Annotated in this window: 13 protein-coding genes; 5 read left to right on the top strand and 8 right to left on the bottom strand. The window is 61.5% G+C overall.

The window, feature by feature from the left end; translation table 11 throughout:
- Window positions 1–3: 3 nt before the first annotated feature.
- Together A9D60_RS07230 and A9D60_RS07225 are read right to left on the bottom strand one after the other, a co-directional pair.
- Window positions 4–1,695: a thiamine pyrophosphate-binding protein gene (locus A9D60_RS07230; protein WP_065266962.1), complete on the bottom strand. Its 1,692-nt coding sequence runs from the start codon at window positions 1,693–1,695 to the stop codon at window positions 4–6.
- Between the two features lie 177 nt (window positions 1,696–1,872).
- On the bottom strand, window positions 1,873–2,796 hold the full coding sequence (locus tag A9D60_RS07225; RefSeq protein WP_065266945.1) for a LysR family transcriptional regulator: 924 nt from the start codon (window positions 2,794–2,796) through the stop codon (window positions 1,873–1,875).
- 153 nt (window positions 2,797–2,949) lie between these two features.
- Between A9D60_RS07225 and A9D60_RS07220 the strand changes: the two genes are divergently transcribed.
- The 5 genes from A9D60_RS07220 (at window position 2,950) to A9D60_RS07200 (ending at window position 9,661) form a co-directional block, all read left to right on the top strand.
- Window positions 2,950–3,960, top strand: a complete 1,011-nt coding sequence (locus A9D60_RS07220) for a TAXI family TRAP transporter solute-binding subunit (RefSeq protein WP_065266944.1) — start codon at window positions 2,950–2,952, stop codon at window positions 3,958–3,960.
- 118 nt (window positions 3,961–4,078) lie between these two features.
- Entirely contained in the window at window positions 4,079–6,304 is a 2,226-nt protein-coding gene (locus A9D60_RS07215) for a TRAP transporter permease (protein WP_065266943.1), read from the top strand.
- Complete coding sequence (locus A9D60_RS07210; protein ID WP_065266942.1) at window positions 6,301–7,566, top strand: NAD(P)/FAD-dependent oxidoreductase; 1,266 nt, start codon at window positions 6,301–6,303, stop codon at window positions 7,564–7,566. The genes A9D60_RS07215 and A9D60_RS07210 overlap by 4 nt, the downstream gene beginning before the upstream one ends.
- Window positions 7,563–8,291 carry an aspartate/glutamate racemase family protein gene (locus A9D60_RS07205; RefSeq protein ID WP_065266941.1) on the top strand — a complete coding sequence of 243 codons (729 nt, stop codon included), beginning with the start codon at window positions 7,563–7,565 and terminating at the stop codon, window positions 8,289–8,291. Before A9D60_RS07210 ends, A9D60_RS07205 begins: the two co-directional genes overlap by 4 nt.
- A 119-nt stretch (window positions 8,292–8,410) precedes the next feature.
- On the top strand, window positions 8,411–9,661 hold the full coding sequence (locus A9D60_RS07200; RefSeq protein WP_065266940.1) for an aminotransferase class V-fold PLP-dependent enzyme: 1,251 nt from the start codon (window positions 8,411–8,413) through the stop codon (window positions 9,659–9,661).
- A 163-nt stretch (window positions 9,662–9,824) separates the two neighbouring features.
- Here the strand turns inward: A9D60_RS07200 and A9D60_RS07195 are convergent, their stop codons facing one another.
- The 6 genes from A9D60_RS07195 to A9D60_RS07165 all read right to left on the bottom strand — a co-directional run bounded on the left by A9D60_RS07195 (window position 9,825) and on the right by A9D60_RS07165 (window position 17,172).
- Window positions 9,825–11,669 carry a TniQ family protein gene (locus tag A9D60_RS07195; RefSeq protein ID WP_254656644.1) on the bottom strand — a complete coding sequence of 615 codons (1,845 nt, stop codon included), beginning with the start codon at window positions 11,667–11,669 and terminating at the stop codon, window positions 9,825–9,827.
- Window positions 11,670–11,671: 2 nt separating this feature from the next.
- The gene (locus tag A9D60_RS07190; protein ID WP_065266938.1) at window positions 11,672–12,649 is read right to left on the bottom strand and encodes a TniB family NTP-binding protein; all 978 of its coding nucleotides are present in this window, start codon (window positions 12,647–12,649) and stop codon (window positions 11,672–11,674) included.
- A gap of 2 nt (window positions 12,650–12,651) precedes the next feature.
- Window positions 12,652–14,811 carry a Mu transposase C-terminal domain-containing protein gene (locus tag A9D60_RS07185; protein ID WP_141117872.1) on the bottom strand — a complete coding sequence of 720 codons (2,160 nt, stop codon included), beginning with the start codon at window positions 14,809–14,811 and terminating at the stop codon, window positions 12,652–12,654.
- Window positions 14,811–15,137 carry a hypothetical protein gene (locus A9D60_RS07180; RefSeq protein ID WP_065266937.1) on the bottom strand — a complete coding sequence of 109 codons (327 nt, stop codon included), beginning with the start codon at window positions 15,135–15,137 and terminating at the stop codon, window positions 14,811–14,813. Before A9D60_RS07180 ends, A9D60_RS07185 begins: the two co-directional genes overlap by 1 nt.
- Window positions 15,137–15,814: a hypothetical protein gene (locus A9D60_RS07175; protein ID WP_065266936.1), complete on the bottom strand. Its 678-nt coding sequence runs from the start codon at window positions 15,812–15,814 to the stop codon at window positions 15,137–15,139. The genes A9D60_RS07180 and A9D60_RS07175 overlap by 1 nt, the downstream gene beginning before the upstream one ends.
- A gap of 731 nt (window positions 15,815–16,545) precedes the next feature.
- The gene (locus A9D60_RS07165) at window positions 16,546–17,172 is read right to left on the bottom strand and encodes a hypothetical protein (RefSeq protein WP_141117871.1); all 627 of its coding nucleotides are present in this window, start codon (window positions 17,170–17,172) and stop codon (window positions 16,546–16,548) included.
- Between the last annotated feature and the right edge of the window lie 12 nt (window positions 17,173–17,184).

Raw genomic sequence — 17,184 nt, 5'->3', positions numbered from 1 at the left:
GGCTCACCCCATCCAGCGGCGGACCGGGGCGGCGGAGTCCTCCAGCGCCTGGCAGACCACGTCGATCAGGGTCGGGCCGTCATGGGCAAAGGCCTCCTTGATCGCTCCGTCCAGGTCTTCCGGCTTCTCCACCCGCCAAGTCTTGACCCCGAACGCTTCAGCCACTGCTGCGTGATTGGTGCGGTTGAAGTCCACGTTATAATAGCGCTTATCGCAGTCGTCGCGCTGGCTGGCCTTGATCCAGCCGAAGTTCGCATTGGAGAACACCACATAAGTGATCGGCGCGTTGCATCGCACCACGGTTTCCAGCTCGCCGCAGGTGAAGTTGAAGGAGCCGTCGCCCATCATCCCCACGACCTTGCTGCCGGGACGCCCGAACCAGGCGCCCAGCGACGCCGACAGCGCGTAGCCCAGCCCGCCATGGGCGCGGTTGGTGATGTACTGGCGGCCCGGATGCTTCTGCTGGGAATAGGCGTTGTAATAGGGGCAGCTGGTACCGGGGTCGGAGACCACGATGGCGTCATCGGGCAGGTTCCGGTTCAGCGCGTGGATGATCTGCTCCGGCAGCACCTGTTCGGTCTGACTGCCCGCCAGCGCCTCGAACTTGGCAAACTTGCGCTGCTTGATGTCGGCGATTTTCGCAGCGGCACCGAAGGACGGCAATTCGCCCGCGCGGCTGTCCAGATAGGCGTTCGCCGCCTGCAAGCCGAGCTTCAGGTCCGCAACGACACCTACTTCGGTCGGGTAGTTGGCACCGATCACCATCGGGTCATTGTCAAAATGCACGATCCGCTGGCCGGGCTTCGGCGCTTCCCAGCGCGAGGTGGTGGTGGACCCGGCGCGGCAGCCCATGAAGACGACCAGATCGGCGCCCTCCATCATCTCCCAGGTCTCATCGGTGCCGCCGTTGGAGCCGACCACACCCAGCGATTGCGGGTGGATGTCGGCCAGCGAGCCCTTACCGGAGATCGAGGTGCCCACGGCAATGTCGAGGCGGGAGGCGAGCCTATCCAGTTCCTCCATAGCGCCCGAGATCACCACACCGCCGCCGCAGACGATCAGCGGCGATTTGGCAGTGAGGATGGCTTCCACCGCTGCCTCTGCCGCGCCCGGTTCCGGAGCTGCACGATAGGCGGGGTAGCTTTGGTGTTTTGGATCGCCCCAGACGTCATCCGCCGGAACATCGTCATACTGGATGTCATAGGGCAGCCCCAGATGCGCCGAGCCGGAGCGGCCGGTGGTCATTGCCCGGAACGCCTGGCGCACCATGCGCGGGATGTGGTCGGCGCGTTTGATCACCGTGTTGAACTTGGTCAGCGGCCCCATCAGGACCTCCTGGTTGACCTCGGTCAGCGGGTACTTCCCGTAAGACCCCACGGAAATATCGGTGGTGATCGCCAGCACCGCGTAGGAGCTTTCATTGGCCTCGATCAGTCCCGGCAGAATATATGTGGCACCGCCGCCGGAAGGGCCTTCGCAGACCCCGACACGGCTGGTCACGCGGGAGAAGCCGTCGGCCATATAGGCCGCGCTGCGCTCATCGCGGGTGAGGACATGGGTGATGCCATGCTCCAGCCGGTTCATCGCGTCATAGAAGGGCAGCGTGGTGTCTCCGCACAGCCCGAAGATATGGGTGACCCCATGCGCCTCAAGCGCACGCACCATCGCCTCTGCGCCATTCATCGTGTTCTTCATCGGGACCTCCCAAGCCTGCATGAAACCTGCCCCGGGGAGAGCCCGGGAATTTGCACTCCAAACTGTATACAGTAATGTAGGCTATTGTGAAGGCAAAATGCCGGCAGGCCTTTCTTTCACTCTGCCGCTCACAGAACAGAATTCCTGGCGTGCAAAATTTTCTTCTAAAAACAATGGTTAATCTGACTCTGGCGCTAGCATTTCTGCCACGTATCCCCGCCAGGCTTCGGCAAAACTGGCGGCAAGCTGCGACAGCGGGCGCTCGCTGGGGGTCAGGATCGAATAGCCAAAGGGAATCGCAGGGTCGAACGGCAGGAACCGGATCCGCTCCTCTCCCGCATTGCTGCGACGGTAGCTTTCGGCGCTCAGCACATCGACAACAGCACAGGCTTGCCCCGCGGCGATGAAGTGGAACAGCGGCAGGAAATACTGTGCGTCATAGCGCAGGTTGAACTCGGACCCGGCAGCCAGAAACGCCTGCGAGGTGGCCTGATAGGTGTTGTGGTCCGGTTGCAGCGCCCCCATTGGCTGTCCAGTCAGATCCGTGGCGGTGATCACCGTGCGTTCGGCCAGCGGATGGCTTGCGGGCACCGCGCAGAGACAGTTGCTGGGCAGCTCCTCCGCCGTATACAGCTTGCGGTCTCCGCGGAACCGGGTCATGTCGCAGAAGCCGATGTCAAAGCTCCCGGCAGCCACCAGGCTGCGCACCTGCGGCGAAGAGCGCGTCGCCAGCGTCACCCGCACCTCAGGTTTGCCTGCAACAAAACGGCTGATGAAATCCGGCAGCAGAAAAGTCGACGGCCCCGGCATCGCCACGATGCGGATCGAACCCTGTACCCGGTCGCGCATGTTGGCCAGATTCTGCTGTGCGGTCTCCATCCGTGACAGGATCTCTGTCGCTTCCTCCATCAGGTACTGCGCCTCCGGCACCGGTACCAGGCGGCGGCCTTCCCGCAAAAACAGGGTCAGCCCGAGCTCTTCCTCAAGCGTCTTGATGGCAGCGCTGACGGCCGGCTGGGTCCGGTGCAGGTTGCGGGCCGCCTGGCTGACGGAGCCGCTTTTCATGACTTCGCGGAATACCGCAAGCTGGTGAGAGTTCATGGCCTGCCTCCTGGCGTGAAGGTATCATAAAAATGATCTATATATACAGTATAATTTTAAATTTGAATTTATGATTTAGCTTACCCATGATGCAAAGATCATAGTTGGATGCTGCGCGGAAAGAGACGCGGCCAACACTCCAGGGAGGATGCTATGGGATTTTTCAAGAAACTGACCGGGGCCGCATTGGCCTGCACCATGCTGACCGGCGCCGCTGCGGCGCAGGATATGACCTTTTTCCGCATCGGCACCGGCGGTGCGGGCGGCACCTATTTCCCGATTGGCGGCATCATCGCCAACGCCATTTCCAACCCGCCCGGTTCGCGCGCCTGTGACGAAGGTGGCAACTGCGGCGTGCCCGGCCTGGTGGCGATGGCGCAGTCGACCAACGCCTCGGCGCATAATGTGAATGCCATCCAGGCGGGCCAGATGGAGGCGGGCCTGTCCGGTGCCGCGACCCTGCATTTCGCCTACCACGGCAAGGGCAAGTTTGAAGGCAATGCCAAGCCCGACCTGCGGGTGATTGCCAACCTGTTCCCGGAAGACCTGCACTTGGTGCTGCCCAAGGGCCATTCGCTGGGCGGGCTCGCCGATCTGAAGGGCAAGCGCGTTGGCATCGCCCAGGCCGGTTCCGGCACCCAGATCGCAGTGGAGCTGATCCTGAATGACCACGGCGTCAACCGGGACAACATCGACGAGGCGGAACTGAACAACGCCCAGTCCGCCGAGCGTATCGCCGACGGCCAGCTGGACGCATATTTCTACGCCGCCGGCACGCCTGTCGCGGCGATGATCCAGCTCGACAACACCAAGGGCATGGAACTGCACAACTGGTCCGAGGAAGAGATCAAACAGGCCAACACCACCGTGCCCTACTACATCCCCTCAACCATTCCGGCGGGCACCTATCCGGGTGTGGGCTATGACGTGAACACCGTGGCGGTCTCTGGGATGCTGGTCACCAATGCCAACATGTCCGAAGACCTGATCTATGAGATCACCAAGGCGATGTGGTCCGATACCGCCCGCAAGCTGCTGGACAACGGCCACCCCAAGGGCAAGGCGATCACCCTGGAAACTGCGCTGGACGGCGTCGAGGGCATCGGTGTGCCGCTGCACCCGGGGGCTGAACGTTTCTACCGCGAAATCGGCATGCTCAAGTAAACCTCCCCTGAACTGCGGCAGCAGGGTGCGCCTTGCTGCCGTTTTTGTTTCCCGGCGCCCCTGTCCGCAATGCGGGTGAACGGCGCGCGCCGGCACGCCCCCCGGACTGGAGACCCCGATGTCCATGGACACCCATCTCGACAACAAGGCGCTTGAGGAGCTGGAGAAGCAGTATGACTCCGCTCTGAACACGCGCGACAACGGACCCAGGCTGACTGGCGTCATCTATTGGGCCAGCATCGCCTTTGCCCTCTATCACCTGTGGACGGCCGGTTTCGGCACCCCGGTGGACCATGTGCATATGGGTATTCACCTTGCGGGCCTGTTCCTGTTCATCTTTGTGGGCTTTCCCCTGATCAAGTCAGCCCGCAGGCTGGAATGGCGCGGCCCCAATCCGCTGCGCCCCGGCAATGTGCCGCTCTATGACTGGGCGCTCACCGGGCTCAGCATGGCGGCGGCGCTGTTCCTCTGGGTCAGCTGGCGCGGTTTTGACATGTTCGGCTTCGACATTGCCGAACAGGCGCTGCGGCAGGGCAACCCCTCCAGCCTGGATGTGTTCTTCGGCTCGGTTCTGATCCTGACAGTGCTGGAGATCGCGCGCCGCACCATCGGGTTTGTACTGCCGCTGATCATCCTTGTGTTCATGATCTATGCGCTGTTCGGGCCTTACATGCCCGCACAGATCCTCAAGCATCCGGGCGTCAACTGGCAGCAGTTCGTCAACAACATGTACTTCCCGTCCGAAGGCATCTTTGGCGTGACGCTCTGGGTGGTGTCCACCGTCGTGTTCCACTTCGTGCTGTTCGGCGTGGTGGCGCAGCGGATGGGGCTGGGGCAGTTCTTTGTCGACAACGCCATGCTGCTGGCAGGCCGTTACACCGGCGGTCCGGCCAAGGTCTCAGTGGTCTCATCCGCCTTCTTCGGCACCATTTCCGGCTCGTCGATTGCCAACACGGTTTCCACCGGCTCGCTGACCATCCCCAACATGAAAAAGCTGGGCTACCCCGGCCATTTCGCAGGCGGAGTTGAGGCGGCGGCCTCAGCCGGCGGGCAGATCACACCGCCGATCATGGGCGCGGCATCCTTCCTGATGGCCGAGTATCTGGAGGTGCCCTACACCACCATCGTGATTGCGGCGATCGTGCCCGCGCTGATGCATTATATCGGGGTGATATCGATCGTGCATTTCACCGCCAAGAAACTGGGCCTCACCGCCTACCCCAAGGATCAGCTGCCCAAGTTCCTGCAGGTCTGGAAGGACGGCTGGTACACGATCATTCCGCTGATCGCGCTTCTGCTGGTGCTGTTCTCCGGATATTCTCCGAACATGGCCGCCTTTATCGGTCTCAGCCTGTGTATCGTTGTCGGCTTCTGCGCCTTTGACAAACCCGCGACATTGCTGATCCCCTTTGCCCTGCTCGGGTTCATCCTATGGAAAGCGTCGCCCTATTCCGGCGAGGGGTACACTCCAGTGATGGCCGGGATGCTGGCAGCGCTGACCATCGTCGGCTGCCTGCACCGCAATGAACGCCAGAACTTCCGCGACCTGTTCGACAGTTTCCACGTCGGCGTGCAATACGCGCTGGCCGTGGGCGCGGCCTCTGCCGCCGTGGGCATCGTGGTGGGTGTGATCAACACCACCGGCGTCGGTTTTCGCCTTGGCTTCATGGTCACCGGCGGCGCCGCGGACATGGCTGCAGCCATTGCGCCGCTGCTGGAGTGGACATCGATTGAAACCTTCAGCCAGCCGTCAATCCAGCAGTTCATCTCGCTGGTGCTGATCGCCATGGCCTGCATCCTGATGGGGGCCGGCCTGCCGACCACGGCGCTTTATATCATGCTGGTGGCGGTTGCGACGCCTGCCCTCAGCCAGCTGGGCGTGCCGCCGCTCGCCACCCATATGTTCGTGCTTTACTACGGCGTGATTTCCGAGATCACCCCGCCGGTTTGCGCCTCGGCCTATGCAGCGGCAGGGATTGCGGGGTCCAACCCGTTCCGCACCGGGCTTAATGCCTTTACCTTGGGTCTGGGCAAGCTGATGGTGCCGATGGTGTTTGTCTACGCGCCGACCATGCTGATCGTGCTGCCGGAATACTTCACTCTGCTAAGCTTCGCTCAGGTCACCCTGACATGCGCCGCAGGCGTCTTTGCCATCGCCACTGCTGTCTCGGCTTATTTCCTTGCACCGCTCAGCGGAATCTGGCGGCTGCTGATGGCCATCGGCGGGCTGCTGCTGGTGGCGCCTTCCGGCGGCTCTGACATTGCAGCGCTGGTTGCGATGGCACCGGTGCTGATCCAGCAGTTGGGCCAGCAGCGCAAGCTGCAAGCAAAGGCGGTGCAATGAGCGCAAGCGTCCCCCCCGATGTGACGGTCCTGGGGGCCGGAATCGTTGGCATCTGCTCGGCCCTGTCCCTGGCCGAGCGGGGCCTCAAGGTCCGGCTTATCGACCGGGACGCGCCAGGCCAGGCAACGTCATACGGCAATGCCGGCATCATCTCCCCCTGGTCGGTGGTGCCGCAGTCGATGCCGGGGCTGTGGAAGAAGGTGCCGGGCTGGCTGCTGGACCCGCTGGGGCCTGTCACGGTAAAGCCCGGCTACCTGCCCAAGGTCGCCCCCTGGGGCCTGCGGTTCCTTGCCGAGGGGCGCGAGGGGCGGATTCACCGGATTTCTGACGCCATGGGTTTCCTCTGCCGCAACTGTGTCGAAGGGTTCCGGCTGCATCTGGCGGGTACCGGCCACGAAGCTCTCGTCAAGGACAGCTATTACGTCCATGCCTCGCGCAATCCGGAGGAGGCCGATCTGAACAGTCTCGGCAACCGGCTGCGGGCGGCACAGGGCGCTGACATGGAGCGGATCGGTGCCGCCGATCTGCGGGACCTTGAGCCAGCCCTCACACCGGAGTTTCAGGCCGCGATCCTGATCAAGGGCCAGGCCCGGGCGCTCTCTCCCGGCAGGATCGGCGCTGTGCTGGCGGAGAAATTTCAATCCATGGGCGGCGAGATCCAGAACCGGACCGTGCGGGGTATTCTGCCGTCTGAAACCGGCGGCTGGACTTATGCCACCGATGCGGGCCAGGACTGGACCCCCAAGCTGGTGCTGGCAATGGGCGTCTGGTCCGGCGAGCTGCTGAAGCCGCTCGGGATCAAAATCCCGATGGAATCCGAACGCGGCTACCACGTGTCGTTTCAGAACCCCGGCGTCGCGCTCAACAACTCGATCATGGATATGGACATGAAATTCGTGGCCTCCTCGATGGAGGAAGGGCTGCGGGTGGCCGGTACCGCCGAGTTTGCGGGCCTTGATCAGCCGCTGAACCAGAAACGGCTCGACGGGCTTGTGGAGCTTGCCAAAGCCCTGCTGCCCGGCTTGCGCGCAGACGAGATGGAAACCTGGTCCGGCCAGCGCCCCAGCCTGCCCGACAGCTTGCCCTGCATTGGCGAGGTTGAAGGGTTCCCGGACCTGATCGCCGCTTTCGGCCACAGCCATTACGGCCTGATGATGGCCCCGAAAACCGGGCGGCTGGTGGCGGATATCGTCAGCGGAACACCCGTGAACGAAGACCTCTCGCCGTTCCGCACACGGCGCTACGAAAGGATCAAGGCATGACCATCCACCCTGGCGGTCAGAACATCTGCGGCGTCTCCATCGGCGTGCTGGCGCTGGAAAGCTACTTTCCCAAACCGCCCGGCCATATCAAGAACCCCTCCAGCCTGCCGTTCACCACGCTGTATGAAATGCTGGACGGGATCACCGTGCCGAAACTGCTGGCCAACCCGACCGGCGAAATGAAGGACCGGCTGATCGAGGCCGCCCGGCGGCTGGAGGCCAAAGGCGTTCGGGCCATCACCGGCTCCTGCGGCTTCCTCGCCATCTTCCAGAAAGAGATCGCAGCCGCGGTGAATGTGCCGGTGTTTGTCTCCTCTCTGATCCAGGTGCCGCTGGCGCATCAGATGACAGGCCGCACCGTCGGGGTGATCACCGCCTCTGCCGCCAGTCTGACCGAGGCGCATTTGCGCGGCGTTGGCGCTGAAAACACGCCCGTGGTTGTGCAGGGGCTGGATGACGCAGAAGAGTTCTCCACCGTGATCCTGCGCAATGAACGCACCGCAATGGATCTGGCCAAGGTTGAGGCCGAACTGCTGGCCGCCGCCAGGGGCATGATCGCACGCAACCCGGAAATAGGCCCGATTGTGCTGGAATGCACCGACCTGCCGCCTTATGCCCACACCCTGCAAGCGGCGCTGAACCGGCCCGTCTTCGACATCATCACGCTGTCTGAGATGGTGCACAGGGCAGCATTACGCGCGCCTTTCCACGGTTTCATCACCTGACAAAAACGCTGAGGGCTGACACAGAGATTTCCAGCCCTCAGCCCCGGATATTTTTGTATCTCACGGCAGTGCAATCCTCCTACTGTGGCGCGGAACAAACCTTTGCTGCTGGATGTGCCATGCCCTATATCTCCGACACCTTGCTGGACCAGATCCGCGCCCGTTTTGCCCAGGTGGACAACTGCCCCGAACAAGGCAGCCGTATATTCTTTGAAAACGCCGGCGGCGCGCTGACGCTCAATTCGGTGGTGGAAACATCCGCACGCTATGCTGCGATCCCCGACAACCAGGGCCGCGACAACCCCGGCAGCCACGAGCTGGTCCGGGTCATCAACAAGGCCAAGGACGACATGCGCATTTTCATGAATGCGCCCGGCGGCCAGTTTTTCGCAGGTGAAAGCGGTACAGAGTTGCTGTTCCGGCTGATCATGAACGCCTGCCTCGGCACGGCAGAGGGCGGCACCGTGCTGGGCTCGACGCTGGAACATCCCGCCACCCGTTCCGCCTGCGCCCGCTGGGCCGGGGTGGCGCGGCAGACCCATGTGCTGATCCCGCATGATGATGCCAGTGGCACGATCACCGCCGAGGCTTACGCCAAGGCAGTCACTCCGGACACGGTTGTGGCCACCATCGTCCATACCTCGCCTGTCACCGGCATGGGCGTGGATGTGGCCGCCTGCGCCGCCGCCATCCGTGAAGTTGCGCCAGAGTGCTTCATCATCGTGGACGGCATTCAGCACGCTGCCCACGGGCGCATCGACCTGACCGCATACGGCGCCGATGGCTATGTGATCTCGCCCTACAAGATGTTCTCGCGCCACGGCTACGGACTCGCCTGGATCTCGGACCGGCTGACCGCGCTGCCGCATAACAGCCTGATCGACGGACCTGCGGACAATTGGGAAATGGGCACCCGCGACACCGGCAGCTATGCAACGCTGTCCGATGTAGCCGCCTATCTGGAGTGGCTCGGCGGCGAGGTGAGCGATGCAACGGACCGGCGCGCAAAATTCGTGGCCGCTGGCGAAGCAATCCATGCACACGAGAAAGCCCTGACCGACGCGATGATCTTTGGAACCGGCAACCTGCCCGGCCTGGCGGAGATGGCAGGCGTCACCATTCTGGGCGGTCCGGACAACCCGGCACGCGAAGGGCTGGTCTCGCTGACCGTCGGCGGCGTGCCCTCGGTTGATGTGGTCAAACGCCTGAACGAACAGGGCATCCGCACCCATCTGCGCAAGGCGGATCATTATTCCGGCAACATCCTGGCCCCGCTTGGCATGGACAGCTGCGTGCGCGTCTCCATGTGCCACTACAACAGCATCGGCGAAGTGGCGAAGTTGTCGGAACCACTGAAAAAATGCCATTGATGCCCACGGCCGCCTTGTAAGATGTTGTTTTTAAACACCTCAGATCTGCACAAAACCAGGTGGGGCGGCTTTTCTGCCATTTTCCACAGGATTATCTGCCATCGAAAGATCCAAAAAATTGCCGCCCGAAGGCGGCAATATGGATGGTTCGTACGCTGGAGCGCTAGAGCTCCAAGGCTTTCGGCAAATCAGCCCGTCTGTAGAGAATCGCGCCCAAGGTCTTTGGGTCGAAAGCTGGCTTCACTTCATGTGCAGCAAGTACCCACTTTAATTGTGTCTGCTTGCATTTCGCCTCGATCAGAAGGCTTTTGAAAGTCACGAACTTGCTGCGGAAGCTGGCCATGGCTTCGGGCGTAACCCACGGCTCGGCTTCACCCGGTATGGAAACTGTTTCCAGAACAACTTCGCCTGTCTTTGCCGCAATCAGCCGCTTACCCGCAGCTTCCCCAATACCCAGCATCATGAAAGCACAGCTGGCGGACATGCCGGGCCTACTGCGCGATGTGAGAGCCTTGATCTCCTTCGGATCGACCAGGAGGCCGCCGATGCCAGGCGTTGCTTCCAGCCGCATGACACGCCGAAACTGGCCGTTAAACAGAGCGGCCAATACCAAGGGCATAATCTCCTGGGTGATAGCAGCACTCTTCGTCAGCCGCACCATAGTTCCAGGGGCCTTGGACACGGGCATAGCAATGCGCCCAAGACGCGTAAGAAGCGCGTCTACCTGCTCTCGGTCGACCGCCCGTTTGATGTTGGCTTTCGACAACCCGCCGTCGTTCAATAGGGTCAAGATCCCCCCGTCCAAAAGCGCTGCAACCATATTCCTGGATGCATTGAGCATTTGCGGCAGTAGGGTAACTGCAACCGCCCGTTTCACTTCCTCGGAGACGGCTTTACCTGTCTCATAGTTCACCAGGACGTGGGAACCAGGCAGCTCTGCCTCAGCTTCAGTGATCATGCCTTTGGCCAGCAGAGCATTTTTCAAAGTGGCACTATGCACGCCTTCGGAAGCGGCCAAGGAGGCAATGCTGCTTCGGGGCGGGTTCACCACGGCCCTTCCAAGCAGCAGCTGGCCAGCCTGCACGTCCATGTTGTCCAGAATGTGCTGGCGAAGGATGTCCCTAATCGGGCCAGGGTCTTTTGACAGCTTTGAGGACCCCAGCCAAGAGTACAGCATTCCATATGCCGACAGACGCCGCAGCGGGCCGTCCACCGTCATCCGGGCACGTTCCAAAAGCTGCTCCAATGCGGTCCTGACGCCGTCCTCCCCGCCAGTTACATATCGCCAGCCTGCCTGCCCTGCCGCATCCCAATCCATCTGATCCAGTTCGTTCGCCTTTGTTCGAGAGCCGAACGTCAAAACAGCTCCCAGCATCTCGGTTGCGCGGACGGCCTGTTCAATCCCCTGATCATCAAGCCATCCCGGCCCCTTGGCGCCTTCCAGACGGCCGAGGACATAGTCCTGAAGCGGTGACGGTGCGCGTTCCGGCAGAGGTTCAGCCAGCGCCTGCAGAGCAGCACCGGCTTCAGGCACCAGCAGCTGCAGTTCCCGGGCCTTGCCGTCCCAAGCATCACGCTGCCGCTCCATGAGCGGCTGCTGATGGCGCGGGCAAACCCTGACCGGAGCCAGCAGCCACTCAAGCCGCCCCCGCCGCTGCGCGTGGGGACGGCTGGCGCCGCCTTCATCTGCGGCCAGGCAGGCAGGGCAAAAGCGAGTCACGGAGCCGGTCAGAAATTCCGCGGAAAACGCCTCGCCGCGCAGCTCAAAACGCCTGCCGTCAAGACTGCGGATGGTATTGTGCTCCACCACCTTGTGGTCCTGACAAGCCAGATCACAGAGGCGCCGGATCGCATCTGCATGCCCGCCTGCGAGCCGCATGAACGGCACGTCCATGTCATTGAGGAAAGGCCGGAGGCCGCCACCGGTGTGCAGGGCTGCAAGACGCGCAGCCCAGGACAGCGGCGTCTCGCCAGGTGCAAACGGAAGAGAGGGATACAGCTTGTCCATGGTCATGCCCTCTGCTTCCGCTTGCGTTTGACCGGTTTCCTGGGCTCTTCCTCCTCATCGGACGCATCCGGGTCGATCGTCCACCATTCCGGAACCTCGAACACATTCTGGTCGAGCGGGCATCCCTCGTCGAACGCCCAGGCTTCCGAGAAATGCCAGATATCCAGAGCCGCCTCACCATGGTTCAGCGCCTGCTCGATTGCCGCATTGATAGTCTCGATGCAGCGCCCGAACCTGTAGCGGGAGGCATGGAACAGCCTGTCGACCAGATCCTCCTGCTGAGGCGGTTCCAGTTCCGCGCGGGCGCAGTATTGCTCGATCAGGGCGGCGAACTGCTCTTTGTCAGTATGGACAGCGACCGGTTTCAGGTTGATGGTGGAAAACCGGCGCTTGACCTGCGCGTCGGTGCGGATGATTTCCCGGAGCCTTTCGGTACCGGACAGGATCACGATCACCGGGTGCTCCCCCTGCATCAGCGTCTTCACCGCCCTGAGGATCAGGTTCCGGTCGGCACAGAACAGATCGTGCGCCTCGTCAATCCACAGGACGGCGATCCCGAGCAAGTGGAGCCGTTCACGAAACACATGGAGCTGGCTCCAGACCTCGCTGCGGCCGGACTTCACGGGGTAGCCGCTGCGGGTCAAAAGCTCCTGCGTCACGCTCTTCAGGGTCGCGGGGCTCGGTACCACCGTATCCAGGTAGAGAGGGCGCCCCTCCGGCATCTGGGAGAGCACAGGGTGCCGGGACAGGCCCCGGTCCACCAAAGTGGATTTACCGCCGCCGGGTCCGTCGATCACCAGGATGCCGCGCGTCTCGCCGGTGGAGGTGAAGCGCAAGGCCTCGGGCAGCAGGTTGCCCGAGGGGTCGCGTTTCAGGAGCCGGTCGAGGTGGGACGCAAATTCCGCGTCCCTGGGAGATCCAACATGGAGGTTGCGCAGGGTTTCCAGCGTGTCGGCGATTTTTTTTGCTTGCTCAGTCATGATCAGTTGTCCTCGATGGTCCAGTCGGTGGCGTTGGATTTACGGCGTGCGGAGGCCGGTTTCTTGCTGGCGGTTTTCTCGGTTCTGCTGGTTTCTGCTTCTGGTGCCGGGAAAGAGCTGCCGATGCCGTCCTTGGCCTTCTGCAGCTGTTTGGGCTTGCCGAACCGGACGCCCCGGAAGATCCGTTTTTCCTCCCGCGCAATGCGCTCCGGCGACCAGTCCTCGACCACCAGATTGGCAAGTGCCATGGCCTCGGCGTTGCGTTCGGAGATCGCTTTGATCGCCTGCTGAACAACCTCGGTGTTGATCCGCTTTGCCTTGGGGTTCCTAGAACGCACGTCCCGGGTGGCCGACAGCCAGATCTGCGCGGGCACGCCATCAAGCTCATGGTCGATGGCGGGAACAGTGAACCAGTCGCTGCCAAGCCGCACTTCGATGGCGCCGATGTCCTTGGGGTGCCAGCGCACGTCGACATCGCATTTGTCCTTGCGCAGCATCCAGTCGGCCAGCCGTTCCGAATGGTAGCGGACGCCAAGAACGGTCAAGCCTTCTTTGCTAAGAACGCGTGTCATCCGGTGGCCGAAGACGAGCCGGCTGCGGCGCATGTCCGGAGACGGCCGAACGCCCCATTTCCCCATCAAACGGCGCCAGGTCTCGGCGGGCGTCTTGCCGTCCAAACCGCGATGCGGAGTGTTGTGGTAGATGTCTACAACCCAGCGCACCAGAACGAAGGCCAGGTCGTCGAAGGTCAGAGCTGCGCGCTCTTCTGGCTTTGCGTCCCCCTTGCTGACGACGTCGGAAAACGTGCGCCCGGACAGGCGGGGCAGCAGGTCCAAGGCGACAGTGTTGAACACACGCTCAATGGTCCCGCGGACTTCCGGGCAGCCCGCGATTGCCAGTTCCTTGGTGATCCCAAGATCGGCACAAGCGAAGCGGAAGGCCTGCGACTTAAACGCAACTCCGCAGTCCGTGACGATCAGTTCCGGAATACCATACATGTCCCAATGACCGAGTGCGCCAACCAGATCAGCCCATTGGCCTTTGTTGGACACGACCATCTGGAGCACCTGTACCGCGGCCCGCGCTTTCGGCGCCGTGGAAATGACCATCCCCACGATGCAGCGGGTGGTGCAGCAGATCGCCACCGTCAGCGTCCAGCGCTTCGTGGTCTTGTCCAGGCCGAGCTGGAGGCGTTCCTCTTCAGTGAACAGGTCGATGAGCCCGCTGGAATGCATCAGCGTCATCAGATCGATTTCCCATTCATCGATCTCGACCCGCTGAAGCGGGCGGGTCAGGTTGAGCCCGTTCAGAACCGGCTTGAACTTTTTGCGGGCAGCCGCTTCGCCGTAGCGGGCCGTGATCACCGCAAACGGGTCGAGCGCCCGGATCGCACGGCGTGTGGTTTCCCGGCTGGGCACTTTGAGGGAAGGCAGCCCGCGTTCTTTCCGCTCGGCATTCCGGTCCTCAAAGGCGATCTGAACATTTTCGTGGATCGTCTTGATGGTTGGCCTCTCAAGGCTCATGTAGCCGCGCACTTCCTTCATCAGCAGACCGACTTCTTCCGGTCCAAGAACCCGGTTGCGGTTCCCGCGCAAATGCATCGCGTCCAGCAAGCCCGCCTGGCCATCAAGTTCAGCAGCCTTGACCCAGTTTCGCAGCGTCCGGGGCTTTGGCGGAATCGAAATGTCCGCCGATTTTCCAGGTTTGGCTACGCCCAAGGGATTGAGGTTTTCCGCAAATTGCGTTGCCTTGCCGATCAGAACTTCGGTGTTGGCCTTGATCGCAGCATCGGTGCGGTTGATCTTACCCTCACGCTCCATTTCGAGGAAGGCCTCGACATAGGCGCTGCGTTTTGCGACCCGGGCGTTATGGGTCAACGGCAAAGCGGACAGAAGGCTGGTGCTGGACTGCTGCTGCCGGGCCGCCTTTTCCGGATGGAAGAAATCCGGCTCAATGCGAAGACGGCCCAGCGACGACAGGCGGCTCAGTTCCTCATGCGAGAACTGATAGGCCCGGCCTGTTCCATCCTCCATTTTCAGCGTTTTCCCAGCTTCATTCTCGAAGAGGAAGCTGTAAGACACCTCGTTGACGTTAATGCGGTCGAAGGCACCAATTGCGATGCGGGTTTTGCGATAGTCGTAAGACAACTCCATCATTCCCATCAGACCTGCTCCTTCCTGAGGACCTGAGATTTCGGGGAGATATGCTCGTGGCTGACGTGCTGGAGAACGCCGTCCTCATCGTGCCATTCGAAGCCGGCCTGTTCGCAGACCTCACCGGTTTCAGGTCCGGTGGTCACTCCGAACAGGAGCCATTCCTCTTCATTGAAAAAGTCGATGCGGCCGCTGGAATGCATCAGCGTCGTCAGATCGATTTTCCAGTCATCGATCTCAATCCGCCGGTGCGGATGGTGCAGCTCCAGCACGTTCAGAACCGGCTGGAACGCCGCGTGTGCGGCTGCATTGTGGTAGTCGTAGGACAGCTTCATCAGACCTGCTCCCTTTTGAAGACCTGGGATTTCGGGGAAATGCGCTCGTGGCTGACGAGCTGGAGATGGCGGGACCGGATCAGCCGGATCAGAGCCCGGAAGCCCATGGCGCCGCAGCCGGCACGGTCCCTGAGAACCTCCAGAGTTTCGATGCCCTGCATGCCCCGAACGGCTTTCCGCGCCGCTTCATCGGCCTCCGGATCCTCCTCGCGAACGGAATGAAGCAGTTCGGCATTGAACAGCTCGACCGGGTCCAGGTCCTCTTCCGTCAGCAGGCGGACATCGGCAACGAAGCCTGCTTTCCGCGCCTGATCCGAGATCCGGCACATCTCCTCAAAGAACTCGTCGCTCACGCCGTACGTTGGCCGCACGGAATAGGCGATAACCGCTCCATCGGTCTGCACCACCACGAAGTCGAAGTAGTGAGGGTGGAGCTCGCCGTCCGCATCGTGCCATTCAAAGCTAACCTGCTCGTAGATCTCGCCGGTTTCCGGCCGGGCGGCCAGGCAAAGGCAGAACTGCAGCTCGTGATGGCTTTCGAGTTGGACAATGCGTCCAGGACCATCGCCCAGGACGGCGTGGCCGGTGAAGTGCCCCTTGGAGGCCGCCGCGACATCGCGGTTGGCAAGGCTGGGTTCAGGAAGCCGGATGCCTTCCTGCTGAAAAGGATAGGACATTGATGTGTCTCACAGTTGAGTGGCCCGCGGCCCGGAACTGGGCAGCGGTGATCGCTCTCGGCCGTCACCAGGCACAGCTCTTCCGGCGCTCCGCCCCGGTGAAAACCGAATGCGAAAGCTGGGAGCTGACCGGTGCAGCGCGTGCTCCATCGGTCCCGGACGCAAGGCGTCCAGGCCGGATGCAGCTGTATTGGTGAGGCAGTCGCCGTCCTTGAAATCCGGAGCCGGATTTGCTATTGAACTGTTGCTAGACAGGTGGACTTTGATCTGCCTTATGAACGCGCTCGTTCCTTTGCCGAGGTTCGGGCGCTTTCATTTTGAAGGGGTCATTTCTTCATTGGCATTTCTCCTCGTTCAATCAGTTCCAAATCACGCCGGAGCCTGAGCGAAAATCCCAGCACCGGGCACCCGGAGACGATAACAACCTGATCGCCTTCCGAGAAGGATTTTTGTTGTTTTGTTTCAACGTGATACAACGCAAATCAAAGTTCCGTTTTCACTCCCGGCCGCTAGATCAGCACCTTACAAATTGTGCCTGCGCCAGACTGTGGCACAAGTTTCAGCAGTCCTACCGGCCGGGCAGAAATCCGAAAAAGAAAAGGCCGCTGCATGTTTTCGCAAACTGCTCAAAAACACCTGCCAGCCTACGGCCAAAACTACGGGAGCTTTTAGCCTGCAGCCAGAACCGATTCGCCGCTGCAAACACTCACAAGTCGCCGGTTTCACATCATTCAGCGGACTATCGTGGCCAGCTCTTGAAACAGCTCTTCGCGGATGACCAGCAGCTGATCCCACTTCGGTTTTTCAGCCGCTTTGCAGTCTGCAGCGGCATAAGTCAGCTCCATCAGGTCTCCTTGGCGTTCGAACCGGAAATGCGCCTTTGGCCCCGTGCGGTGAATTGTCAGTTCGGCACGGCCGTCCAAATAGGTTCCAAGCTGCGGCTCAAAAATTCCATCGACCCACATTCCGATGAACTCTCCAAAGTCATAGGGGACGGGCAAATCGGTTGCCGGGCCTTTGTATGCCTTTGAGAGTGCGGTAAGAAGTTTGCTGTTTCCAAGCATCCCGCGTTCGAAGGTCCATCTGACCGTGTTGCGATGCAGCCATAGCCCTTCTTGAAGCGGCATTGCGTCAATCGGCGCCAGAACTTCAGCTGCATCTTTGGTAGCCAGGTCATATCCCAGTGCAACTGCGTGAAGACCTACATCCCGGCCATTCATTTGGGCGGCGCCACGCCCAGCCCCGCCTTCAGTTCGGAGTCCGGTGGCTGCAAGGCTCTGGCTCAGGGCTTTCAGCCGCATTTCACTGCAGCCGAAGAGACGCGCAAGCCCTGCTCTCATTTGATTGACCGTTGCCATACTGCTGCCTCT

The organism is Leisingera sp. JC1, assembly GCF_001679925.1.
In the GTDB taxonomy this organism is placed as follows: domain Bacteria; phylum Pseudomonadota; class Alphaproteobacteria; order Rhodobacterales; family Rhodobacteraceae; genus Leisingera.
This window is presented reverse-complemented; position numbering and strand designations above follow the sequence as displayed.

What these genes read in the sequence shown, in the direction of transcription:
- A9D60_RS07230 (WP_065266962.1), bottom strand. Translation starts at nt 1,695, where the DNA reads ATGAAGAACACGATGAATGGCGCAGAGGCGATGGTGCGTGCGCTTGAG.
- A9D60_RS07225 (WP_065266945.1), bottom strand. Translation starts at nt 2,796, where the DNA reads ATGAACTCTCACCAGCTTGCGGTATTCCGCGAAGTCATGAAAAGCGGC.
- A9D60_RS07220 (WP_065266944.1), top strand. Translation starts at nt 2,950, where the DNA reads ATGGGATTTTTCAAGAAACTGACCGGGGCCGCATTGGCCTGCACCATG.
- A9D60_RS07215 (WP_065266943.1), top strand. Translation starts at nt 4,079, where the DNA reads ATGTCCATGGACACCCATCTCGACAACAAGGCGCTTGAGGAGCTGGAG.
- A9D60_RS07210 (WP_065266942.1), top strand. Translation starts at nt 6,301, where the DNA reads ATGAGCGCAAGCGTCCCCCCCGATGTGACGGTCCTGGGGGCCGGAATC.
- A9D60_RS07205 (WP_065266941.1), top strand. Translation starts at nt 7,563, where the DNA reads ATGACCATCCACCCTGGCGGTCAGAACATCTGCGGCGTCTCCATCGGC.
- A9D60_RS07200 (WP_065266940.1), top strand. Translation starts at nt 8,411, where the DNA reads ATGCCCTATATCTCCGACACCTTGCTGGACCAGATCCGCGCCCGTTTT.
- A9D60_RS07195 (WP_254656644.1), bottom strand. Translation starts at nt 11,669, where the DNA reads ATGGACAAGCTGTATCCCTCTCTTCCGTTTGCACCTGGCGAGACGCCG.
- A9D60_RS07190 (WP_065266938.1), bottom strand. Translation starts at nt 12,649, where the DNA reads ATGACTGAGCAAGCAAAAAAAATCGCCGACACGCTGGAAACCCTGCGC.
- A9D60_RS07185 (WP_141117872.1), bottom strand. Translation starts at nt 14,811, where the DNA reads ATGGGAATGATGGAGTTGTCTTACGACTATCGCAAAACCCGCATCGCA.
- A9D60_RS07180 (WP_065266937.1), bottom strand. Translation starts at nt 15,137, where the DNA reads ATGAAGCTGTCCTACGACTACCACAATGCAGCCGCACACGCGGCGTTC.
- A9D60_RS07175 (WP_065266936.1), bottom strand. Translation starts at nt 15,814, where the DNA reads ATGTCCTATCCTTTTCAGCAGGAAGGCATCCGGCTTCCTGAACCCAGC.
- A9D60_RS07165 (WP_141117871.1), bottom strand. Translation starts at nt 17,172, where the DNA reads ATGGCAACGGTCAATCAAATGAGAGCAGGGCTTGCGCGTCTCTTCGGC.